Raw genomic sequence first — 22,932 nt, forward strand, 5'->3', positions numbered from 1 at the left:
CATCGATTTGAACCGATATACCTGTATATGACCCGCAGTTTTTTTTGTGCATGGCAAAGCACATGGGCGGAGCACTTGCTTTTTTCTTTGGTTAAAATCTATTCACCTGTACATAATAAATGCAGAAACTATCAAGGTATTCGGTTAGGTGGTAGGTATTGATGTTCCGTAAAAAGAAAAGGACAGCAGCCAATCAGAAAAAAAATGAAGAGATGAACAGGATTACGCATGAAGCTGTGACGCTCGAATTATTAAAAAATGTAACAGCGAAAATGGATGATGCTGAAATCGTGCAGCGGCAAACAAACAACGGGGCTTCTTTTTCGCTTGTATACATACAAACTCTGATCGACAAGGAGAGGCTGAACGAGGCTATTATTCAGCCTCTTCTTCAGAGTGGGGATCAGGCGTTTATTCAATGTATATCCACCTGCAGCGTTCTAAGAATCCATTCAATAGAAGAAGCCAAAGAACACATGCTGTTTGGTGCTGTGCTCATCCATGATCAAGGGATGGATGAATGGTGGGCCGTAAAGCTGGAGAGTTCACTCAGCCGGGCGATCGAAAATTCGGAAACAGAGACGATAATGTACGGGCCCAAAGACAGCTTTACGGAAAGGATTGAGCAGAATGTGTTCATGATTCGGCGGCGTCTGCCCGTTACTGAGCTAAAAGCAGAAAAGTTCCAGGCAGGTTCGAATACCAAAACACAGGTTCAGATGCTGTATATTGAAGGAATTGCGAATCCCGATATCGTCGAAATTGCACGGGAAAGTATTTCGACAGTAAACTTTGACATGATTTTGGAGGCCTCCAATCTTTCCGCTTTTATGGATGATCATACGCACAGTTTGTTTCCACAGTTTATGCAGACGGATCGTCCGGACTCGTGCGCCTATTCACTGGGGCTTGGCAAGATCGTTATTTTGATAAATGATACACCTTTTGCACTTATCGCCCCCATTACCTTTTTTCATCTGTTTCAATCTCCAGAAGATTATGTTCATCGCTGGGTGATTGCCAGTTTTTTACGAACCCTTCGTTATTTAAGTTTTTTTATAGCCATCACTTTGATTCCTCTTTATGTGGCATTAACCACTTATCATTATCAGATGATTCCACTCCAGATTCTGTATGTACTCATGGAATCACGGTCCAAACTGCCGTTCACCCCATTTTGGGAATCACTGATCATGTTGGTTATCATTGAAATTATTAAAGAAGCGAGTTTACGGATGCCGACAAAAACGAGTCAGACCATTGGAGTTATTGGCGGTATTGTCATCGGACAAGCTGCTGTTGAAGCGGGATTTGCCAGCAAGGTGCTGATTGTTCTTGTGGGAATCTCCGCGATTGCATGCTTTTTAGTGCCGAATTATTTAGTCACAAAAGCAACTACCGTCCTTCAATTTTTATTTCTTATTCTCGCTTCCTTTTTGGGGATCCTGGGGATTGCCTTTGGATTGATACTCCTGCTCGCTCATCTGAATGGTCTTTCTTCCTTAAAACAACCATTTTTTGCACCGGTTGCTCCGCTTTACTGGAGAGATTGGAAAGATCTTTTTGTTCGCGCACCATTGCCGTGGGCAAAGCTGCGGCCGGAATATTTGAAGACGGTGAAAAAATGGCGGGTTTCTAAAGGGGAGGGGAGCGAATGAGCAGCAGATTTCGCTTGTTTGACAAAACGGCCGTTATGGGAAGCGGCTATATCTTTGCCATGGTGAACCGGATGCAAATGCTGTACTACGTATTAATTTTGCCCAAAAATTTGGTCCATCCTTATATGATGGCAGGGATCCTTGGAGTTGGTATTCTTTCGCAGATCAACCTTGTGATTTTGTCAAAATATTTAACATCTCATTATTTTGTGCTGGGTTATAACGGATTTGTCCAATTATTCAGCGAAAAGATGGTCCGATTCTTTGCATTTCTGGGGATTTTTTTCATTTTAATGAAAGTGATCGTGACCACTTTGGGGTATGTCGAAATTGTCCACCAATTTATGCTTCCCTCGATGAAGACGAGCTGGCTTATTTTCTTCTTGATGGCATCCGGGTTTTATATTGCTTCTCAAGGGATGGAGAAAACGATTCGTTTGTCCATCATCAGTTTTTTGGCCACGATCTGGGTGATTCTTGTCTATATTCCATATTTCTTGCCGCCCATTTCCCAAACTCATCATTTGTATCCGTTGGTGCCGGGGGAGGTTTCACTTCATTCATGGTACGGACTGCTGATGGTTTGGTCTGCTCTTTCCGGACCGGAATATTTAGTTTGCCTGGGCCCATGGATCGGCCCTAAGGAAAAGATTTTAAGGGGAATGAGTATAGGCAATGCACTCTCAGTCTTTGAATACCTTGTTCTGTTTGTGGCTTGTCTTCTCTATTATGGTTCACCATATTTGGAGAAGATTAGTTTCCCGGTTGTGAATATGATCCGCTATCTTCAGTCCCCTGTTTTCGAAAGGGTGGATCTTATATTAATTTCCCTAAACATGATTTATTTTCTCTATTTGATTGCCCTTTTTTTATTATGTTTGTATGGAGCAATAAGAATCGTGGCAGGGAGAATAAACATCAAGACGGATCGCAAGGGCTTTTTAGGAAGTGTAGCTGCAGTTTTTATCTGTATGCTGATCATTAATGGTTGGTACTGGAGGGAAGGAGAGGAATTAAATGTATGGGTAACACTGCAGCTATGGCTGGGGGCAATAACCTACCTTTTGGTTCCTTCTGTACTTGCCGTTGCCATTAAATGGAAGAGGAGGCAGTCTTAGATGAAGACTCTTTTGTCCATCCTTTGTATCCTCCTTGTTTTTTCAGGCTGTTCATCACCTTATGTTGAAAACAATACGGTTGAGGAGATTGCTCCGGTCACGTTTTGGTCCCTGAATCAAGGGGAAAGAGGCAAATTTAAATTAACGACCCTCGTTCCTCCGGTTACTAATGATAAAAAAAGGCTGTTTACATTGAATGTGGATTTATTAAAGCAGGGGAAAAAAGAATTCAACCTGAAGTTTTATCGGGAATTGAAGTTTGGCCAACTTCGCATGCTGATCATTAATGAAAAACTGGCAAAAAAAGAAGTCATCTCGTTAATTGATACGATCCTCTCAGATCCTGATGTATCTCCGCGCCTTTTTCTTGTACTGGTCAGAGGGAGCTTTGAAGATTTTTTAGAAGAGGAAAGGAAAGTGCAGAAGAACCTGGATTATTACCTTTACCGGATGTTCTTGCATTATGAAAGAAGAAATCAAGGGGAAATGACCATCGTCAATCTGCATGAATTTATGGAAAAGGTCTACTCTCCTTACTCTGATCCAGTGCTTCCGATATTTAAGGCAGACAAAGATAATTTTACGTATGAAGGAACTGCTTTATTTAATGAAAATAAGTATGTCGGTTCCATTAATAAAAGGGAAGACCAAATGTTTCAGCTTATTGCCAATGACCACTATTTAAAGAATCTTCCCATCCCGCATCTAAATGTTTCCTTGGGCCAGGTACGCTCCAAGGTTCATATGCAGGTCGATGATCAATTCAAAACGTTAAACATTCATGTTAAGCTAAAGGGAAGAATCGATGAATACCGAGGACACCGAAACATACTCGATAGAAGTGAAATGAATAGGATGACCCACGATATCGAGTCTTATTTACAACGGGAAACCGCGGGGCTTGTTAAGGAAACACAAAGGTTAAAGATAGAACCGCTGGAAGTGGGAGCCCATACGCTCTCTCCCTTGGTTCATCCAATGACAAGAAGGGAATGGCTGGACCATTATGAAAAAATGAAGGTTCATGTGAAATACTCGGTGAAAATTGAACCGCTAAGTTTGTAATTAAAAGGAGCTGGTGTTTGCCAGCTTTTTTTTGTTTGGAACGAAAGAGTTGCTTTATGATGAACAACGCGAGTATAATAGCAAAAGTGAAACGATACGTATCGTTTCGTTTAAGAAGGTTTTGGAGGTTGTAACTAATGATTCAAACCAAACAGCCGAGAAATAAAGAAAAGATTTTAGAAGCAACCATCAGCGTATTAAACGGTACAGGTTATTTGTGTTTGACGATTGAGGGGATTGCGGCTGAAGCCGGTGTGGGAAAAGCGACCATTTACCGATGGTGGCCAACGAAGGCGCATCTTGTACTGGATGCTTTTTTAATGGTGACAGAGTCTGCGTTTCCATTCGATCTCAATGATTCGATCAAGAACAATTTTGTGGAACAGTTAAAAAACCTGGCCGATGTGTTCAGTACGACACTCGGCCGGTCGATGCTGGCCATCATTGTGGAGGACAAGGGAATTTCTGATGCGTTTTATACTTCGTACCTGAGTCTGCGCAGAAAGGATTCAGCTGCCTTTTTGCGCCAGGCCATGGAAAGAGAAGGGATTGAAGCGGAAGTTAATATCGATATCCTGCTCGATATGCTCTTTGGTCCGATCTATTTTCGCATTCTCATTTATAAACAAACACCAGATGAACGCTTTATTTCTGAGCTGGTGGACCATGTGATTGCTGGTATTTTGCCGGCATGCAGTGGAAAGTAAGCAAGTAAAGGAGACCTTTAGTGAAAAATAATAATAATAAATATTCCATCATGACCCTTATTTTACTGTGGAGCGGATTGGTTATCATATCAAGCATGTATGTGACCATCCCGCTTACCACCGTGTTCACGGACACTTTTCATGTTACAGCCAATCAGGCAGCCTGGATTGGAAGTTCATTTTCATTATGCTACGCGATCGGTTGCCTGCTGTACGGACCATTTTCCGACAAGTATGGCCGTAAAATTTTTCTTGCCAGCAGCATAAGTGCGTTAGCGATTGTTTCTTTTATCATCGGATTTATTGATCATTTTTCAGGATTAGTGATGCTCCGGGCACTTGAAGGTCTGATTGCTGCCGCCTTTGCTCCCATCTCTTTTGTTTATGCCGCAGAAATGTTTCCGCCTGAAAAGCGTCTGACAGCAGTCGGCTTTATCAGCTCCGGTCTTTTGATGGCAAGCGTGGTGGGGCAAGTGTTCAGCGGGGCCGTCAACCATGCGTTTGGATGGCACGCTATTTTTACCATTTTGGGTGTTGTGTACCTGGTATCAAGTCTGCTTGTCATTTTCTTTTTGCCAAAGGATGATCTTCCGCGAGCAAAGGGCAGCGTGTTTGCTCAATTTAAACAAACAAAACTGTTGTTCCGGAACAGACAGCTGATGATGATCTATATCATTACATTTACTCTCCTGTTGTCCCTGGTTGGCATGTATTCCGTGCTGGGCAATTATCTGACTTCTCCTGAATGGGGATTGTCTGCCCAGCAGATCTTGTGGGTACGGGCCTTCGGTATTATTGGGATGCTGCTCTCACCGTTTGCCGGCAGGATCGCGGGAAAACTGGGCAATGGCCTGATGTTCCGCGGCAGTTTGGTGTTAAGTGTTGCGGGTCTGGCAGGACTTGGTTTCAGCCATAATCTGCCGATGCTTATAGTGACCACTGTCCTGTTTGTTGCCGGAATCGCGTTGATTACACCCATTTCGATTACGCTCATCAATCAATTGGCAGGAGCCGCAAAGGGAAGCGCCATTTCCTTCAACGCCTTTATTTTGTTTTTAGGCGCGAGCACCGGACCATCCGCCGCCCTCTATTTAATGAGCCGCGTCTCCTATCAGAGCGCCTTTGAATGGCTGAGCCTTTTTATGGCGGCTGGATTCGTGATCTCCCTGTTTATCAAAACAAGCCCTGGACAGACAGAGGCCATGTCGTCTGTTAAGCAGGTTTCATAAGTTAGATCGGAAGCACCCCGCATGAGTCGGGGTGCTTTTTTTTGAAAATGACGTGTTATGCAACTATTCCATGTCGAACCGCAAGTAAAAAGCCAAAGGCAACTCACTGCTCTTACTGACCCAGATGTCATTTGTCGAGATTAAATATTCTTCATCCTCCCAAATTCTCTGCCTTGTATAACGCCCAATCACGCTCTCCAGTTCCTAATATCCGTCCTCTAATCCATTTCTCCCACGTTACATTTTCTAGTTAAAGGTTACTTATCCCTGCGAAAGGCTCAAGAACTTAGTTTATTGGATATCCAAACTTAAGATAAAGTGATATAATATTCTAAATGTTTTGTATATGCAGAAGAGTATTGAAAGAGTTCTATTAGAATCAAAAAAACAATGGGTCAGAAGAAAAAAAGGGAGCGATTATACCATGAAAAAAAACGCGTTAATTGTTTGGGGCGGCTGGGATGGTCATGAACCGGAGCAGATTTCTCAAATTTTCAAAGGAATCCTTGAAGAAGAAAATTTCAATGTAGAGGTTTCAAATTCTCTTGACTCTTATGCGGATGCAGAAAAACTAAAATCACTGGATTTGATCGTTCCGCACTGGACAATGGGCGAGATTGAAAAGAAATATGTTCTTAATATTTCTGAAGCGGTCATGAATGGTGTCGGATTGGCGGGGTGCCATGGCGGGATGTGCGACTCCTTCCGAAACAATGTAGACTGGCAATTCATGACAGGGGGGAATTGGGTGGCGCACCCTGGAAATGATGGAGTGGAATACATGGTAAACATTAAGCATTCCACAAGTCCTCTCTTGGAAGGTCTCTCTGATTTTAACGTGGTGAGTGAACAATACTACCTCCACGTTGATCCGGCTGTTGAAGTATTAGCGACGACACGCTTCCCGGTTGTTGAAGGACCGCATGCTGCAAATAAAGCGGTGGACATGCCTGTTGTCTGGACAAAACGCTGGGGTCAGGGACATGTTTTCTATAATTCTTTAGGCCATAAAGCAAATATTGTGGCTATGCCAGAGGTTACTCTTATAATGCGTCGTGGTTTTCTTTGGGCTGCTGAAGGCAAAAAACGAGCCAACGATCTGTTAGTATCAGCTTCGGGAACATCAGGTAACGGAAACGGCCGCATCTATACAGGAATGGGAGATAGTCAATAATCCTTTGCCGTTGCTGGATTGGATAAAAGCTTTTCACAAAATTTATAAATAGTGAGGTCTAAAATGAAAAAACTTAAAATCGGCATTATCGGCTGTGGCTACATTAGTTCTATATACATGCAAAATTGTCCGAAATTTGAGCACCTGGAGTTGGTTGGGTGTGCTGATCTGGATCTAGAGCGGGCAAAAGCACAAGCAGAGACGTTTAATATCCCTAAGTCATGCTCTGTCGAAGAACTGCTTTCTGACCCGGAAATCGAGTTGATTATTAATTTAACCCTTCCGAAAGCCCATGCTGCTGTATGCATCCAGGCGCTTGAAGCGGGAAAGCATGTGTTTACGGAAAAACCACTCGCTGTTACACGTGAAGAGGGAAGACAAATTTTAGAAACGGCCAAAAAACATAATCTCCTTGTTGGGAGTGCACCAGACACCTTCCTGGGAGCTGGCATACAAACGGCGGTCCAATTAATCGAACAAGGTGAAATAGGTGTGCCAATTGGAGCATCTGCCTTCATGATTTCCCGCGGGCACGAGCATTGGCATCCAGACCCTGCATTTTATTATGACCTTGGCGGGGGGCCGATGTTTGATATGGGACCGTATTACTTAACGGCCCTGGTAGCTCTTTTAGGACCGATTAAACGAATTTCTGGTTCCACTCGCATTAGTTACCCTGAAAGAACAGTGCTTAGCCAACCAAAAGCAGGAACGAAAATTAAAGTGTCCACCCCGACTCATATTTCAGGCGTGATTGACTTTGAATCGGGAGTAATCGGAAATATGACAACCAGCTTTGATGCCATTGGCGGTACATCACTTCCTCCAATCGAAATTTATGGCAGCGAAGGGACTTTGCTTGTGCCTGACCCGAATACTTTTGGAGGTCCCGTAAAAATAAGAAAACGTGACGAGATGGAATTTAAAGAGGTACCTCTAACGTTTGGTAATGATCAAAACAGCAGAGGACTGGGTGTTGCCGATATGGCCAAAGCCATCCTTGAAGGCGGAAAATACCGGGCAAATGGCAGGCTGGCTTATCATGTTCTAGAAGCCATGCATGGATTCCATGATTCCTCAGACAGCGGAAGACACTATATCATGCAAAGCACCTGTGATCGCCCGGAACCTGTGGCTTTGGAATTGCAAGCGAAGTAGATTCCTTATTTTTAGGTGAACATTATCTAATATGTCATATCAGCTTTTGTAAGCACTTTCATAGAAAAGGATAAAAACAAAATATGAGAGTGAAGGAGACATGTGAAGATGGAGAAGTTGGCTGAGCAACTGCATACACTGCCCCTGAAATCAGTCCAGATCAAGGATCGGTTTTGGTCCAGCCGAATGGTGTAGTGGTGATTACGGGAGAAGGGGAGCGTCAGAAAGCAGAGGATTGGGGAACAGGACTGTATCAGCGCGGAACTGATAAAGAAACAGATACCTTATTTCGCCTGGGCCAACCGGGGAGTTGGAGAAATGAAGGTATGGGTAGATACAAGGGCGAATGTATAAAGAGACACTGAATTCAACGTTGGAGGCTAGATGAATTATGAAAACAATGCAACGCCCTAAAGTCATATCCCCAGGTTTTTTTGGCAGCGTGATTGCCGCCGATTCCAGACGAACGGTATTTGATTTCCACAATGAAGTGCTGATTGCCAGGCAGGCACACATTGATTTTCTTTTTATCGGAGATTCCATAACAGAAATGTGGGATACAGAAACGTATTTTGGCGGAAAAGGAAACCGAATCGTGAACCGGGGAATTGGGGGAGACACGACCAACTACATGCTGAAGCGCTTTGATGCTGATTGCGTTCAGCTCAAACCGAAATATGCTGTCATGAAAATCGGTATCAACAATTTATGGGCACTTGATGCTCCTGTAAAAGGGGAAAGAAAGGATCAGACACAACTTCTTGCAGAGGTAGTTTCTGACATTGCAGAGATGGTCAGAAAGACGAAGGACGACGGGATTATCCCGGTAGTTTGCTCGCTTCTTCCAACAAATATTGAAACGAACTTGCAGACCGGCATCCGCAATGAGCTTGTTCTTAAAATCAATGAGCAGTTGAAAGAGCTGGTACAAAACGAAGACATTCCTTATGTAAACTACCATCCTCATCTGACAGAGCCCGATGGCAAAACGCTTCGTCCGGAACTTGCTGACGATGGCCTTCACCCGCATGTGCAGGGGTATGATATCATGGCTGAAGTTTTGCGTGAGGATTTAGAAAAACAGGGTATTACTATATAATACAAGGTTGTACCAAAAATGAAGCCAGAAAAGGGAATTCCTCTCTCTGGCTTTTATTGTGGCTCTGTTTCTGGAATGAACACTTAGAATTTGGTTTTGTTTACAGGGATATTTTTAAATTTGTCGAAAACCAAATAAGCCATGTAAATCCAGGAAGTAGGGAACGGTATGTGGGAGTCTATCCAAAGCATGTGCTTGCATGTGGTATTCATTCTTTTTACAATTCTTATTTACCAAGTCTTTTTCAAAGAGAGAGAAGAGAAACGGAAAAAAATTCGTTCGAAATTCTTTCTGTTTATGCTCCTGATATTAGTTTTTACAATGAGCCAGCCTGTTCTTTATACCGAAATCTATAAGTATGACTTTAAAGCAGTTGTTATTATCCTGTCCTTTTTATATGGAGGTAAAAAGGTAGGGTTTGCTGCTTTTTTGGCATTGCTTATCACGGGCTTCTTTACGGACCAGAGGCTGCCCGTCCTAGTAGGGAATTATACGGTGTATTGTCTGTTGTTGCTCCGCATTACCCGCATGTTTCACCGCTATCAGATAAAGGGAAAAGTCCTGGTCATCAGCTTGTTTTATATGACGATCCCGATTACCAGAGGGATTTTTCTTGAATTGAAAGGTGATTACCGGCAAACCTATTTCGTGTTTGGCTCTTCTCTTATTGTTTTGGCCACCTTGATTGCCATCGTCTATTTAATTGAAAATATGAATGAGCAGCTTGAAATGAAACAGGAGTTGATCCGGGCGGAAAAAATGAATGTGGTGAGCCAGCTGGCGGCTTCTGTTGCACATGAAATCCGCAATCCTATGACATCGGTGCGGGGATTTATGCAGTTATTGCAAAAAGAAGAGTTAACGAAGGAGCAGCAATTGTACATAAACATCTCCATTGAGGAATTGGACCGGGCTCAGGAAATCATTAATCAATATCTGGCACTTGCCAAGCCCCAAACCGATCAATATGAGATTATTGATTTAACATCCCTTATTCAGCAATCCATTGACGTGATGCAATCGTATGCTCTTCTCAACAGCATACAGATCACACAGGAAGTAGAGCCGTCTCTCAAAATTGAAGGATTGAAGCTTGAAGTTCAGCAAGTATTCATCAACATCATCAAAAATGCGATTGAAGCGATCAAAAGTGATGGTGAAATCGGGATATCGGGCAGTAAAACGGCCGATGGCTTGGTCTCCATTCAAATCAAAGATAATGGAGTAGGCATGACTAAAGACCAGCTCAAAAAGCTGGGCAGCCCCTATTACTCAACAAAGGAAAAGGGAACCGGATTGGGATTGACCGTTTGCCATCAAATCGTAAAGCAGATGGGTGGGCAAATTTTGATTAACAGCGAGTTAACGAAAGGAACATGCTTTACGATCAATCTGCCAGCTTATAAGAAAAAATCAGAAGAATATACACCATGACGTTCGGCCAATGCCGGGCGTTTTTTATTATTTCTTTTTAGACTTGAACCATTTTTGTTTAAATGTCCTCTAAAAAACATTTCTACATATTGCTGAAATTTATCTTTAAAATAAGGTGAACTACAAGTTTTGATAATTTTTATTTAGCAACCAAAGAGAGACACTTCTGACTATGCAATTTATTGAAAAACACTCATAAATAATTTATGAGTGTTGATTCAATATAATCACATTAGGTCTAATGATAAATTTTCTGATTTGACATGCATTTTATCTAATCTATTAATAGACTTAACTATCAAGGCCTGATTGGGTTTATGATTATTTTTTTCTAGCCATGTATAAACTTTATTTGGAAGTAAGTTAGGATTAAGTTTTTCATGGAATTTAAACCAGTGTGTAATTGATAGAGTTAACAAACCCTCATAAGTTTCGAATCCATCAATTAAGGATTTTATTAAGAGATAATCTGGATCAACCATAACCTCCTTCTTTTGGGGGGAATTTGCATGTTTTTCACCACGCCCGTCTTGTCTGTTTTGCTGTGGGAGCTGTATACCGTTTTATGAAAATGTCGTGATATGCAAGTATTCTTTGTCGAACCGCAAGTAAATCCAGCTGTGCCGCAACTAAATTGTGTTGAACAGCAAGTATTTCACGATTTACCGCAAGTATTTCATGTCGAACCGCAAGCAAAGGCCCAGCCACATCCCACAACGCCAAAAAGAAGGATAAACCAATAGGAAGCGCGAACTTTTTCATCAATAAATAGAGGAGCTGATGTGCATTTGATCGTGAAAAACCAAAAGTTACCGATCCATATACGAAAACTAGAAGCATTATTACGGAGATTACCTACGGAACATGTGAAACGAAGAGAGATTGAGGAACAGTTGGCCCGCCGAATGGCTGGATACCGGGGAGAGCAATCCCTGGACTATTATCTTGGGTTTCTTACTAATTATTTCATTCTCCATGACCTCCGGCTCCCAGACCGAGATCATCACTTCCAGCTTGATACGCTTCTCATTTCTCCTTTTTTCATCCTCATTTTAGAAGTGAAAAACATTTCAGGCACTCTCATTTTTGATGACCACTTTAAACAGCTGATTCGCGTTACTCCAGAAAAAGAGGAAGGCTTTCCGGATCCGATTCTCCAGGTAGAACGCCACCGCGATCAATTGTCAGGCTGGCTTTCCGGACAAAAACTTGAAAAGGTTCCGATCGAAACGCTGGTGGTGATCAGCTATCCCAATACAGTGATTAAAAACACGCTGTTGAATCTGGCGCCCCATTTATCAGAAAAGGTCATTCATAGTGGCAACTTACTTACAAAAATCAAAGCTCTTGAAACCCTCCACAGCAAGCCCCTTCTCACTCCCCAGCAACTAAAAAAGATTTCGAGAAAACTCCTCATGAGCCATACCATTTCTAACCCAGATGTTCTTCAGCAACTGCAAATCCAGTCACATGAAATTCTAACTGGTGTCCAATGTCCCGAATGTTCTTCACTGCCACTGATCAGACTGCATGCCAAGTGGATCTGTCCAAGCTGCGGTTCCTTGTCAAGAGACGCACATTTCTCTGCCCTCAACGACTACAAGCTCCTCATTAATCTCACCATCTCAAACCGAGAACTGAAAGATTTTCTTCATTTGTCCTCCATGTATGCAAGCTCCAGAATTCTTCATTCGATGAATCTCCCATATTCAGGCTCATATAAAAATAGACGTTACATGATGTCCCTTGATGATTAAGAGGGAACTCAAAAAGGCCATCCATGAAGCGTGGGTGGTCGTTTTTTACGGTTGTAGTTCGCGATATGCAAGTATTCCTTGTCGAACCGCAACTAAACTCCCGCACTTCCCAATTCCTCTAACAATTCTGACAGAAAAACTAGTAACCCTCCCCGGTCTGTGTTATTTTTACTATATCAGAGTTACGTACAACTTCGAAAATTCAGCATACAAGTAAAGAAAACAAAGGATGGATGAAGGGTGAAGGAAAACTCAAAGTACATACAAGTGAAAAATCAGATAAAAGATTGGATCCTGGAGGGGAAAGTCAAACCGGGAGAAAAGATCTATTCGGAAAATGAGCTGGTTAAACGATTTGGCGTGAGCCGCCATACGGTAAGGCAAGCGATCGGCGTACTGGTTCATGAGGGCTGGCTGTACCGTGAGCACGGATCCGGAACGTTTTGTTCCAACCGGCTGCTTCAACAAACGAAACGAGAGAGCAGCAAGAACATCGGGGTTATTACCACGTATATGTCGGATTATATTTTTCCATCGATTATCCGCGGGATTGAACAGTATCTTTCCAGCCAGGGGTATTCGTTGATCATGGCCAGTACCAATAACGATTTGGAAAAAGAAAAACAATGCCTGCAGACGATGCTGAGCAAAAATATCGATGGTTTGATCGTTGAGCCGACAAAAAGCAGCTCCGCGAACCCGAACATCAGTTATTATTTGAATCTGGAGCAGCACCATATTCCTTACCTGATGATCAACCAGTACTACCAGGAAATCAATCCGCCGCATCTTGTCATCGATGATGAAAAGGGAGGCTTTTTGGCTACCGAGCATCTGATTCAATACGGCCATAATAAGATTATTGGTATTTTTAAAAGTGATGATCTGCAGGGTGTTAACCGGATGAAAGGCTATATTGATGCCTTTCGGAAGTACAATCTCCCATTTTTCCCTGACATGATTGTGACCTATACAACGGAAAACAAAGAAGAAAAGATTGCTGAAATTCGTTCCTTGCTTGAAGGGAAAGACCGTCCGACCGGAATGGTCTGCTATAACGATAGCGTGGCTTTGAGTGTTCTGAACATCGTCCGCAGCCTGAACTTAAGTGTCCCGGGAGACCTCTCGATTGTGGGTTATGATGACTCCCAGCTGGCAACAGCATCTGAAGTTAAGCTCACCTCTATCGCCCATCCAAAAACACAAATGGGCAAAGATGCAGCGGAACGGATTATTGCCAAAATCGAAGGGAAATCGTTGGAGAGTGGGACAGATTCAATGGTTTATGAGCCCGAACTGATTGTAAGAGAGTCGACAAAAAGGCTGGCTTCCAAAATAATTACATGAATTTTTTGAATTTTCTCCTTGAAATTTGTAGAAACGGTGCTACAATAAAAAACAAGTGATGCGTACAAGTTATTGTGCATAGAAGCTTATGTATGAAAGTGATTAATGACTTACCGCCTTTGTCATCTCACAATACGTACGCTTTTGTTTCGACTTGTACGTACATCATTCTTTGTTTGTAAACGCTTACTAAAAACTTGAGTGTAAGAAGGTGAATGAATGAGTAAGTATTCGATCGGCGTGGATTTTGGCACGCAATCAGGAAGGGCGCTTTTGGTGGAAGTGGCCACGGGCAGGGAGGTTGCAACCGCGGTAAAGGAATATTCTCATGGAGTGATGGACCGCGAGCTGCCCAGCGGCAAAAAGCTGGAAGAGGACTGGGCGTTGCAGCATCCTCAGGATTACCTTGAGGTGCTCCAAACCACCATTCCCCAAGTGTTGAAGGAAGCAGGGATATCCGCCAATGATGTAATCGGGCTTGGCATCGACTTTACCGCCTGCACGATGCTGCCGGTGGATCATGATGGCACACCACTTTGCATGCATGAAGGATATCAGGATCATCCACATGCCTATGTGAAGCTATGGAAGCATCATGCGGCACAGGAGGAGGCCAATCGTCTCAACGTAACCGCCGAACAACGGGGAGAAGATTTCCTGGCGAGGTATGGCGGGAAAATTTCATCGGAATGGCTGATTCCAAAGATTTGGCAGATTTTAAATGAAGCACCCGAAGTGTACGAAGATGCCGCTCATATGCTTGAGGCGACCGACTGGGTGATCTCCCAATTGACTGGATTGATTCAGCGAAACAGCTGTACTGCGGGCTACAAAGCGATTTGGCACAAGCAGGAAGGCTATCCGCCAAACGACTTTTTCAAAGCACTCGATCCAAGGCTTGAATACGTGGTGGAGGAAAAGCTGAGTGCACCGATTGTCCCGATCGGTTCGAAAGCCGGAGAGCTGACAGAAAAAGCAGCTGAGCTGACCGGGTTGAATCCAGGGACAGCCATTGCGGTCGCAAATGTAGACGCGCATGTCGCCGTACCGGCTGTTGGCATCACAGAGCCGGGTAAGCTGCTGGCCGTGATGGGAACCTCCACCTGCCATATCCTGCTGGGTGAAAAAGAGGAAATCGTGCCAGGCATGTGCGGTGTGGTGGAAGATGGCGTCATTCCGGGGTATCTCGGTTATGAAGCGGGCCAATCGTGTGTAGGTGACCATTTTGAATGGATCATTAAAAACGCTGTACCGGAAAGCTATCAAAGAGAAGCGGAAGAAGCAGGCAAGGAAATTCATCAATACCTTACCGAAAAAGCGGGGGCGTTGAAAGCCGGCGAAAGTGGTCTTCTGGCGCTCGACTGGTGGAATGGCAACCGTTCGGTGCTTGTGGATGCGGACCTTACTGGACTGCTGATCGGCACGACGCTGGCCACCAAGACGGAAGAAATCTACCGGGCGCTCATTGAAGCGACGGCCTATGGCACCCGAATGATTGTGGAAACGTTCCGAAAATCCGGTGTCTCGGTTCATGAATTTTACGCTTGCGGGGGCATTGCTCAGAAAAATGCCTTCATGATGCAGGTGTATGCGGATGTACTGAACATGGAGATCCGGATATCCGATTCGGCGCAAACTCCGGCGCTCGGAAGTGCGATGTTTGGAGCAGTGGCTGCCGGCAAGGAGAACGGGGGCTATGAAGATATCCGGGAAGCGGCCAAACATATGGCGCGGATTAAGGATCAGGTGTATCAGCCCCGGGAGGAAAACGTTGCGGTCTACAGCGCGCTGTATGATGAATATGCCAAGCTGCATCACTATTTTGGACGCGGAGAAAACAACGTGATGAAGACATTGAAAACGATCAAGAAACAAGCAGGGGAGGTTATGCACCATGCTTGATCAGTTGAAAGAAGAAGTGTTGGAAGCAAATCTTGCGCTGCAAAAGCATCAGCTTGTTACGTTTACATGGGGAAATGTAAGCGGTATCGACCGCGAGACGGACCGTGTTGTCATCAAACCGAGCGGCATCCCTTACGATCAGCTGAAAACAGAGCATATGGTGGTGGTTGATCTGAATGGTGATGTGGTGGAAGGGAACTTAAATCCATCCTCTGATACGCCAACCCATGTTGCGCTGTACCGGGCTTTTCACGATATCGGCGGCATCGTCCATACCCATTCACCATGGGCAACCAGCTGGGCGCAGGCCAGCCTTGCGATACCGCCGCTTGGCACCACGCATGCTGATTACTATTACGGCGAAATTCCGTGCACGAGGGCATTGACTGACCTGGAAATTCAGCAGGATTATGAAGTGGAAACAGGCAAGGTGATCATTGAAACGTTCCGTGAGCGGGGACTTGAGCCCTCTGCCATCCCTGGGGTGCTTGTGACCAACCATGCGCCGTTTTGCTGGGGGAAGAATGCGGACCAGGCGGTGCATAATGCGGTGGTTCTTGAGGAAGTAGCGAAGATGGCGCATCATACCCTGCAGCTGAATCCTGGAATTCCGGCAATCAGCCAGGCCATTTTGGACAAGCATTACCTGCGAAAGCACGGTGTAAATGCCTATTATGGCCAGAAACAATAGACCAACTTGTCCGTATGAGTAGAAAGAGGAGGAGCTTATGATTGGAACAGCATCGTATGAATTTTGGTTTGTAACCGGGAGCCAGCATCTTTACGGAGAGGAAACGATCCGCGATGTAGAGGAGCACTCCAAAATCATGGTGAGAGGGTTGAATGACCATATCGCTGGAGAGGGTTCAATTGTCTTCAAACAGGTTCTGACCCAGCCGGAAGAGATTCAAAGGCTCTTTCTGGAGGCGAATCTGAATAAAAGATGTGCAGGGATCGTGACATGGATGCACACCTTTTCTCCAGCTAAAATGTGGATTTCCGGCCTGAAATCCCTGCAAAAACCCCTTTTGCACTTACATACACAATTTAACAGGGACATCCCGTGGGATTTCATCGATATGGATTTTATGAACACGAACCAGTCGGCACATGGTGACCGGGAGTATGGCTTCATTAATTCGCGAATGAACATTGCCCGCAAAGTTGTGGTGGGCCATTGGGAGAGCGAACAGGTTCATGCCAAGCTGTCCGGCTGGATGCAAACGGCGGCTGCTTTTGAAGAAAGCAAGCATCTGAAGGTGGCACGCTTTGGTGACAACATGCGTGAAGTTGCGGTAACCGAAGGCGACAAGGTCGAAGCGCAAATCAAGTTTGGCTGGTCGATCAATGGCTATGGAGTGGGAGAGCTGGCCGAATATGTGCAGGCTGTCAGTGATTCGGAGGTCAATCAGCTTTTCGAGGAATACAGCACGCTTTATGACATCGCAGAAAGTGGAAGAAAAGGCGGGGACAAGCATACGTCCATTTTAGAGCAGGCCCGCATTGAGCTCGGCATGAGAGCTTTTCTCGAAGACGGCGGGTTCACCGCGTTTACAACAACCTTTGAAGACCTTCATGGGATTCCTCAACTGCCGGGACTTGCCGTACAGCGGCTGATGGGAGACGGGTACGGATTTGCCGGTGAAGGAGACTGGAAAACGGCGGCCCTTGTGCGTGTCATGAAAATGATGGCCAACAACAAGGATACATCCTTTATGGAGGATTACACGTATCATTTTGAGCCGAACAATGAGCTCGTCCTTGGCTCGCACATGCTTGAGGTCTGTCCGAGCATTGCAGCGACCAAGCCAAGAATTGAAGTCCACCCGCTTTCCATCGGAGGAAAAGCGGATCCTGCCCGGCTCGTGTTTGACGGCAAAGCTGGCCGCGGACTGAATGCTTCCATCATAGATCTGGGCCACCGCTTCCGTCTGGTCATTAATGAAGTGGATGCGGTTCAGCCGGTCGAGAATATGCCGAAGCTGCCGGTCGCACGCGTGTTATGGAAGCCGCAGCCGTCACTTGCTGAATCGGCGGAACAATGGATCATAGCGGGAGGTGCACACCATACGTGCTACTCTACCGTATTGACGCCGGAGAATCTGAGAGATTTTGCAGAAATGTGCGGAATCGAATGTGTACTGATCAACAATGATACAAAATTTCATGCTTTCCAAAATGAACTTCGCTGGAATGACCTGCTTTACCGATAAAATATCAAGGAGTGGTGATTGATGGCACAACTGGACAAAGCAAAAATGATCGTGGACAAGGATTTTCGCATTGCAGAGATTGATGAACGGATTTACGGGTCTTTTATTGAGCACCTGGGGCGCGCCGTTTATGGAGGAATCTATGAGCCGGACCACCCGTCAGCAAACGAACACGGATTTCGGATGGACGTCATTGAACTTGTAAAACAGCTGAATGTACCGATCGTCCGGTATCCCGGTGGAAACATGGTGTCAGCCTATAACTGGGAAGATGGAGTTGGGCCGAAAGAGGAGCGGCCAAGACGGCTTGAGCTCGCCTGGCGCACGATTGAAACCAATGACGTGGGAACGAACGAATTCGCACAATGGGCAAAGGAAGCGAATTCCGAAGTGATGATGGCCGTGAACCTGGGAACGCGCGGCATCGATGCGGCCCGCAACCTCCTGGAGTACTGCAACCACCCGGAGGGCACGTACTATAGTGATCTTCGCATTAAGCATGGCTACAGGGAACCGCACAAAATCAAGACATGGTGCCTCGGCAATGAGATGGACGGTCCTTGGCAGATCGGCCATAAAACAGCAGATGAGTACGGCAGGCTGGCGGCAGAGACGGCCAAAGCAATGAGGCTGGTGGATCCTTCTATTGAACTGGTATCATGCGGAAGCTCCAGTATTGGCATGCCGACGTTCCCGGAATGGGAAGCAAAAACACTTGATCATACCTACGATTACGTGGATTTTGTATCGCTTCATCAGTATTATGGCAACCAGGACAATGACTCTGCCAACTATTTAGCCAAAACCATGGACATGGATCATTTTATCAAAACCGTTATTTCCACTTGTGACTATATCCAGGCGAAAAAACGAAGCAAGAAAAAAATCCATTTAAGCTTTGATGAATGGAACGTCTGGTACCATTCCAAAGACCATGATGCCAAGCTGGATCCATGGACCATTGCACCGCCACAGCTCGAGGATCATTACAATTTTGAAGACGCATTGCTCGTCGGAAGCATGCTGATCACGCTTCTGAAGCATGCGGACCGTGTGAAGATGGCCTGTATGGCGCAGCTCGTCAATGTTATTGCCCCGATTATGGCCGAGCAGGGAGGATCCTGGAAACAGACGATTTTCTATCCATACATGCACGCTTCTGCTTTTGGAAGAGGAGTTTCTCTTCAGCCGGTTGTTTCTTCACCTCTTCATGACACGAAGGATTATACAGATGTCCCTTATCTTGATTCAGCTGTCGTTTACAACGAAGAAAAAGAAGAAGTGACGATTTTTGCCTTAAACCGCCATCTCTCTGAATCTCTTCCGCTGACTGCTGATGTTCGCAGTTTCGCAGATTACAGATTGGTAGAGCACATTGTGCTTGAGAATGACGATTTAAAAGCGGTTAACTCGCTGAATGAAGAAAAAGTAAAACCTCATGGAAATGGTTCTGCCGAGCTTAAGGATGGAATCATTGAAGCTCAGCTTTCAAAGGCGTCCTGGAATGTGATTCGCCTGGCCAAATAAAGGGGAGGTGCCTGGCATGTCATTCATAGAGTCTGTCACATCGGCGTTTCAGTCCTGTTCATGCGGTTCGATTCACCATGAAATTAACATGAAAAAAATCTTGATTTCGGATGAGACGGTGTACAGGGAAATGGCCGCTTTTATCAAGGAACAGGGGTTCAAAAAAACGGTACTTGTTTGTGACGAGAGTACGCTGAAAAGCGCAGGGAACAAGGTCAGAGAGACACTGGAGTCCTCGGGGATTTCAGTTTCTCTGTCCCTGATTTTGCCGAATCATCATGGAGACGTTGCAGCAGATGAAAAATCACTGATTCAAACGCTGCTGGAAACGCCAAAGGACACGGATGTGCTGGTGGCTGTCGGCTCCGGTACCTTGCATGATATGGTCCGGTTCGCCTCACATCAGCGTGGAATTCCCTTTATTTCTTTCCCAACCGCCGCTTCTGTGGATGGATTCACCTCAGCGGGTGCCCCATTGATTGTGAGGGGAGAAAAGAAAACCATTCAGTGCATCGCACCCATCGCATTGTTTACAGATATTACTGTGTTAAAAAATGCACCGCCAGATTTGGCCGCGGCAGGGTTTGGCGACATGCTTGGAAAAATAACCTCGCTCGCTGATTGGAAGATTTCCCGCTGGATGGCAAATGAACCGTATTGCCCGACAGGAGCTGATCTTGCAAAAGAGGCATTGGAAAACTGCCTGTCTCATTTGGAGGAGATTGCCGCACGGAGTGAAAAAGGTCTGACTGTTTTATTGGAGTCTCTGATTATCTCCGGCCTTGTTATGCTCGTCCTGGATCATTCCCGGCCCGCTTCAGGTGGGGAGCATCATCTCTCCCACTACTGGGAGATGGATCTATTAAAACGGGACGCTCCCCAGCTCTTGCATGGTGCGAAGGTGGGAGTGGCCTCTGCCCTTCTTACTTCAATATATAAAAGATTAATAGAAGAAATGAACAGGAATCAAGAATTCATAGATCCGGTAAAAAACAGTAGATATCAGCAGCATCAAATGGAGATTGCCCAAACGTACGGTGAGTTGCCCGCTGAAAAACAGATGCAAGAATGGCTAGCAAAGGTTGGGGGACCCACCACCATACAAGAGCTTGGAATCACCCAAGAACTATTGGAAGAGGCATTGCAGCAGGCGCATACCATCAGAGACCGGTGGACCGGCTTGAAAATGAAAAACCAGCTCAGATTAACACCACAGCAGTAAAAAATAATGAATACTGGGGGGTTAATGATGAAGAGGAAGGTTTCATGTGTTTTGGCTGTTTTGCTTGTGATTTCTCTTTTAGCCGGATGCAGCAGTGTTAATACCGCTGGAAATCCGTCCGAGTCAAAGACAACGACATTAACGTACTGGACATTTAACGGACTGCACGAGGCATTGTTTCAGGATTCCGCAAAAAGATGGAACAAGCATCATCCAGACCGGAAGATCAAATTGAATTCCGTGGTTTATCCATACGGTCAGATGCATGACAATTTGTCGATCTCGCTCATTGCGAACCAAGGTGTGCCCGATATTGTGGATATTGAACAGAAACGGTTCCCTACGATGATCAAGGGCAGCCATATCCCGTTGGTGGACCTGACCTCTTTAGTCGCAAAAGACCGGGATAAGTTCGTTGAATCGCGGCTGACCATGTACAGCAAAAACGGAAAACTGTATGGCATTGATACTCATGTAGGAACAACCGTCATGTATTACAACATGGATATTATGAAAAAAGCCGGGGTGGACATTGACCAAATTCAGACATGGGCAGACTATGTGAAAGCTGGAAAGAAGGTCGTCAAAAAAACCGGAAAGCCGATGACCACGGTGGAAACAAAGGATTCATTTACGTACCTGCCCATGATTGTCCAGCAGAAGTCCGGATATTTCGATAAGCACGGAAAGCTGATTCTGAACAATAAAACCAACGTAAAGACGCTCGAGTTTCTCAGGGATATAGTGTACAAGGACAAAATTGCCATTCCTACTCCCGGCGGGAACCATCACGCAGAGGAATACTACGGGTTCATGAATCAGGGAGGCGCCGGCTCTGTCCTGATGCCCATCTGGTACATGGGGCGTTTTCTAGATTATATGCCTGATTTGAAAGGGAAAATCGCCATTCGTCCGATGCCTGCCTGGACAAAAGGCGGAGACCGGTCAGCCGGTATGGGCGGTACAGCTACTTCCATCCCGATGGCATCCAAGCATATAGAGCTTGCCAAAGACTTTTTGAAATATACCAAGGTGTCCAAGGAAGGGAACATCAAGCTGTGGACTGTACTCGGCTTTGATCCGCTCAGGTGGGATGTGTGGGATGATCCGGCTTTGCAACAGGAGAATAAATACACGGCCTACTTTCAAAACGGCACCAGCTTGTTTAATATGCTCCTCCAGCTGAAGGATGAAATCAATCCGCTTTATATGACGGGGGATTTCCCAGCGGTTTCGGATAAGGTCACGACGCAAATCATGTACAAGACCATTAAACTGAAAAATGAATCACCGAAGAAAGCACTTAATGATGCAGCAAAGGAACTTAAATAGCCCGATTTTAAGAAGAAATCTGTAACCAAGTGAGGGGGATATTGATGAAGGTGGTTCAAAGCAATGCCCAGTCTGTCATCCTTTCCAAGGAGAAGAAAAGAAGCCGGTTATCCGGCTTGCTGTATTCGAGAAAAGTGGCTCCTTATGTGTTCGTTGCTCCGTTTATTGTATCTTTTTTGGTGTTCTTTGCCTATCCGCTCATTCAAACCTTTATTATGAGCTTTCAGGAGGTTCTCCCGGGTGAAACAACCTTTGTGGGATTGGAAAATTACAGGAGGCTGAATAATCCGACGTTTTATACCGCGTTGATGAACACGATTATATACACCTTCTGGACACTTGTGGTATTAATTCCGATTCCATTGGTGCTGGCCGTATTATTAAACTCCAGGATGGCGAGGTTCAAGAACATTTTTAAATCGGCGCTTTTCATTCCTGCACTCACGTCGACCATTATTGCTGGAATTGTGTTCCGGCTGATTTTTGGCGACATGGATTCTGCGTTCATGAACTCCATTCTGATCAAGATGGGCTTAAAGCCGGAGATGTGGCTGTCGAGTGAGGGTACAGGGATGTTTGTCATGGTGCTGCTGGCCTCATGGCGGTGGATGGGCGTGAACATGCTCTATTTCATGGCGGGCTTGCAAAACATTTCAAATGATTTGTATGAAGCAGCGAATATCGACGGTGCTTCCACTTTCCAGAAGTTTTTTCACATCACACTGCCGAGCCTGAAGCCTGTAACCGTCTATGTGCTGACGATCAGCATTGTCGGTGGGTTCCGAATGTTTGAGGAAAGCTTCGTCTTCTGGCAAAACTACTCTCCTGGCGATATTGGATTAACGCTTGTGGGCTACATTTACCAGCAGGGATTGGCTTACAACAATATGGGACTTGGCGCCGCGATCGGTATGGTTTTGCTAGTCATTATTTTAATTGTAAGCGTTATCTCACTCAAAATCTCCGGTTCATTTAAGGAGGAACACTGAG

The 22,932-nt window shown here is 45.1% G+C and carries 21 protein-coding genes; 19 read left to right on the top strand and 2 right to left on the bottom strand.

Annotated features, from left to right (window positions below; translation table 11 throughout):
- Positions 1-161: 161 nt before the first annotated feature.
- The 10 genes from DMO16_RS19190 to DMO16_RS19230 all read left to right on the top strand — a co-directional run bounded on the left by DMO16_RS19190 (position 162) and on the right by DMO16_RS19230 (position 10,642).
- The gene (locus tag DMO16_RS19190; RefSeq protein ID WP_129479465.1) at positions 162-1,658 is read left to right on the top strand and encodes a spore germination protein; all 1,497 of its coding nucleotides are present in this window, start codon (positions 162-164) and stop codon (positions 1,656-1,658) included.
- On the top strand, positions 1,655-2,776 hold the full coding sequence (locus tag DMO16_RS19195) for a GerAB/ArcD/ProY family transporter (RefSeq protein WP_206738133.1): 1,122 nt from the start codon (positions 1,655-1,657) through the stop codon (positions 2,774-2,776). The genes DMO16_RS19190 and DMO16_RS19195 overlap by 4 nt, the downstream gene beginning before the upstream one ends.
- Complete coding sequence (locus tag DMO16_RS19200) at positions 2,777-3,841, top strand: Ger(x)C family spore germination protein (RefSeq protein ID WP_129479467.1); 1,065 nt, start codon at positions 2,777-2,779, stop codon at positions 3,839-3,841.
- 137 nt (positions 3,842-3,978) lie between these two features.
- Positions 3,979-4,548: a TetR/AcrR family transcriptional regulator gene (locus DMO16_RS19205; RefSeq protein WP_129479469.1), complete on the top strand. Its 570-nt coding sequence runs from the start codon at positions 3,979-3,981 to the stop codon at positions 4,546-4,548.
- A gap of 20 nt (positions 4,549-4,568) precedes the next feature.
- Positions 4,569-5,777 carry an MFS transporter gene (locus DMO16_RS19210; protein WP_129479472.1) on the top strand — a complete coding sequence of 403 codons (1,209 nt, stop codon included), beginning with the start codon at positions 4,569-4,571 and terminating at the stop codon, positions 5,775-5,777.
- Between the two features lie 424 nt (positions 5,778-6,201).
- The gene (locus tag DMO16_RS19215) at positions 6,202-6,951 is read left to right on the top strand and encodes a ThuA domain-containing protein (protein WP_061975277.1); all 750 of its coding nucleotides are present in this window, start codon (positions 6,202-6,204) and stop codon (positions 6,949-6,951) included.
- A 63-nt stretch (positions 6,952-7,014) separates the two neighbouring features.
- Positions 7,015-8,109 (top strand): Gfo/Idh/MocA family protein, encoded by a 1,095-nt coding sequence (locus tag DMO16_RS19220; RefSeq protein WP_061975275.1) that lies wholly within the window; start codon positions 7,015-7,017, stop codon positions 8,107-8,109.
- Positions 8,110-8,376: 267 nt separating this feature from the next.
- The gene (locus tag DMO16_RS25465) at positions 8,377-8,463 is read left to right on the top strand and encodes a hypothetical protein (protein ID WP_425590078.1); all 87 of its coding nucleotides are present in this window, start codon (positions 8,377-8,379) and stop codon (positions 8,461-8,463) included.
- Positions 8,464-8,500: 37 nt separating this feature from the next.
- Entirely contained in the window at positions 8,501-9,208 is a 708-nt protein-coding gene (locus DMO16_RS19225) for a GDSL-type esterase/lipase family protein (protein ID WP_129479474.1), read from the top strand.
- 297 nt (positions 9,209-9,505) lie between these two features.
- On the top strand, positions 9,506-10,642 hold the full coding sequence (locus tag DMO16_RS19230) for an ATP-binding protein (protein WP_206738134.1): 1,137 nt from the start codon (positions 9,506-9,508) through the stop codon (positions 10,640-10,642).
- Between the two features lie 227 nt (positions 10,643-10,869).
- On the opposite strand, the gene DMO16_RS19235 is transcribed toward DMO16_RS19230, so the two are convergent.
- Both DMO16_RS19235 and DMO16_RS24670 read right to left on the bottom strand, forming a co-directional pair.
- A complete protein-coding gene (locus DMO16_RS19235) occupies positions 10,870-11,124 on the bottom strand; it encodes a hypothetical protein (protein ID WP_129479478.1) in 255 nt (84 codons plus the stop codon).
- A gap of 34 nt (positions 11,125-11,158) precedes the next feature.
- Positions 11,159-11,404: a hypothetical protein gene (locus DMO16_RS24670; RefSeq protein ID WP_206738135.1), complete on the bottom strand. Its 246-nt coding sequence runs from the start codon at positions 11,402-11,404 to the stop codon at positions 11,159-11,161.
- Positions 11,405-11,508: 104 nt separating this feature from the next.
- Here DMO16_RS24670 and DMO16_RS19240 point away from each other — a divergent pair, with 104 nt between their 5' ends.
- From DMO16_RS19240 to DMO16_RS19280, 9 genes are all read left to right on the top strand, one after another.
- Entirely contained in the window at positions 11,509-12,399 is an 891-nt protein-coding gene (locus DMO16_RS19240) for a nuclease-related domain-containing protein (RefSeq protein ID WP_206738136.1), read from the top strand.
- Positions 12,400-12,639: 240 nt separating this feature from the next.
- Complete coding sequence (locus DMO16_RS19245) at positions 12,640-13,746, top strand: GntR family transcriptional regulator (RefSeq protein ID WP_129479482.1); 1,107 nt, start codon at positions 12,640-12,642, stop codon at positions 13,744-13,746.
- A 219-nt stretch (positions 13,747-13,965) separates the two neighbouring features.
- Entirely contained in the window at positions 13,966-15,648 is a 1,683-nt protein-coding gene (gene araB, locus DMO16_RS19250; RefSeq protein WP_129479484.1) for a ribulokinase, read from the top strand.
- Positions 15,641-16,339 carry an L-ribulose-5-phosphate 4-epimerase gene (araD, locus tag DMO16_RS19255; RefSeq protein WP_129479487.1) on the top strand — a complete coding sequence of 233 codons (699 nt, stop codon included), beginning with the start codon at positions 15,641-15,643 and terminating at the stop codon, positions 16,337-16,339. The genes araB and araD overlap by 8 nt, the downstream gene beginning before the upstream one ends.
- Before the next feature lie 37 nt (positions 16,340-16,376).
- The gene (gene araA, locus DMO16_RS19260) at positions 16,377-17,861 is read left to right on the top strand and encodes an L-arabinose isomerase (RefSeq protein WP_129479489.1); all 1,485 of its coding nucleotides are present in this window, start codon (positions 16,377-16,379) and stop codon (positions 17,859-17,861) included.
- Positions 17,862-17,882: 21 nt separating this feature from the next.
- Positions 17,883-19,388 (top strand): alpha-N-arabinofuranosidase, encoded by a 1,506-nt coding sequence (locus DMO16_RS19265; protein ID WP_129479491.1) that lies wholly within the window; start codon positions 17,883-17,885, stop codon positions 19,386-19,388.
- A 16-nt stretch (positions 19,389-19,404) separates the two neighbouring features.
- Positions 19,405-20,610: a sn-glycerol-1-phosphate dehydrogenase gene (locus DMO16_RS19270; RefSeq protein ID WP_129479493.1), complete on the top strand. Its 1,206-nt coding sequence runs from the start codon at positions 19,405-19,407 to the stop codon at positions 20,608-20,610.
- A gap of 27 nt (positions 20,611-20,637) precedes the next feature.
- Positions 20,638-21,942 (top strand): ABC transporter substrate-binding protein, encoded by a 1,305-nt coding sequence (locus tag DMO16_RS19275; protein ID WP_129479495.1) that lies wholly within the window; start codon positions 20,638-20,640, stop codon positions 21,940-21,942.
- A 41-nt stretch (positions 21,943-21,983) separates the two neighbouring features.
- Positions 21,984-22,931 carry a carbohydrate ABC transporter permease gene (locus tag DMO16_RS19280; protein WP_425590042.1) on the top strand — a complete coding sequence of 316 codons (948 nt, stop codon included), beginning with the start codon at positions 21,984-21,986 and terminating at the stop codon, positions 22,929-22,931.
- Position 22,932: the final 1 nt, after the last annotated feature.

It is taken from the genome of Fictibacillus sp. S7 (assembly GCF_004127935.1).
Taxonomy (GTDB): Bacteria; Bacillota; Bacilli; order Bacillales; family Fictibacillaceae; genus Fictibacillus_C; species Fictibacillus_C enclensis.

Excerpts from the sequence above, each read along its gene's own strand:
- DMO16_RS19190 (WP_129479465.1), top strand. The coding sequence starts at position 162 with ATGTTCCGTAAAAAGAAAAGGACAGCAGCCAATCAGAAAAAAAATGAA.
- DMO16_RS19195 (WP_206738133.1), top strand. The coding sequence starts at position 1,655 with ATGAGCAGCAGATTTCGCTTGTTTGACAAAACGGCCGTTATGGGAAGC.
- DMO16_RS19200 (WP_129479467.1), top strand. The coding sequence starts at position 2,777 with ATGAAGACTCTTTTGTCCATCCTTTGTATCCTCCTTGTTTTTTCAGGC.
- DMO16_RS19205 (WP_129479469.1), top strand. The coding sequence starts at position 3,979 with ATGATTCAAACCAAACAGCCGAGAAATAAAGAAAAGATTTTAGAAGCA.
- DMO16_RS19215 (WP_061975277.1), top strand. The coding sequence starts at position 6,202 with ATGAAAAAAAACGCGTTAATTGTTTGGGGCGGCTGGGATGGTCATGAA.
- DMO16_RS19220 (WP_061975275.1), top strand. The coding sequence starts at position 7,015 with ATGAAAAAACTTAAAATCGGCATTATCGGCTGTGGCTACATTAGTTCT.
- DMO16_RS19225 (WP_129479474.1), top strand. The coding sequence starts at position 8,501 with ATGAAAACAATGCAACGCCCTAAAGTCATATCCCCAGGTTTTTTTGGC.
- DMO16_RS19230 (WP_206738134.1), top strand. The coding sequence starts at position 9,506 with ATGCTCCTGATATTAGTTTTTACAATGAGCCAGCCTGTTCTTTATACC.
- DMO16_RS19235 (WP_129479478.1), bottom strand. The coding sequence starts at position 11,124 with ATGGTTGATCCAGATTATCTCTTAATAAAATCCTTAATTGATGGATTC.
- DMO16_RS24670 (WP_206738135.1), bottom strand. The coding sequence starts at position 11,404 with ATGAAAAAGTTCGCGCTTCCTATTGGTTTATCCTTCTTTTTGGCGTTG.
- araB (WP_129479484.1), top strand. The coding sequence starts at position 13,966 with ATGAGTAAGTATTCGATCGGCGTGGATTTTGGCACGCAATCAGGAAGG.
- araD (WP_129479487.1), top strand. The coding sequence starts at position 15,641 with ATGCTTGATCAGTTGAAAGAAGAAGTGTTGGAAGCAAATCTTGCGCTG.
- araA (WP_129479489.1), top strand. The coding sequence starts at position 16,377 with ATGATTGGAACAGCATCGTATGAATTTTGGTTTGTAACCGGGAGCCAG.
- DMO16_RS19265 (WP_129479491.1), top strand. The coding sequence starts at position 17,883 with ATGGCACAACTGGACAAAGCAAAAATGATCGTGGACAAGGATTTTCGC.
- DMO16_RS19270 (WP_129479493.1), top strand. The coding sequence starts at position 19,405 with ATGTCATTCATAGAGTCTGTCACATCGGCGTTTCAGTCCTGTTCATGC.
- DMO16_RS19275 (WP_129479495.1), top strand. The coding sequence starts at position 20,638 with ATGAAGAGGAAGGTTTCATGTGTTTTGGCTGTTTTGCTTGTGATTTCT.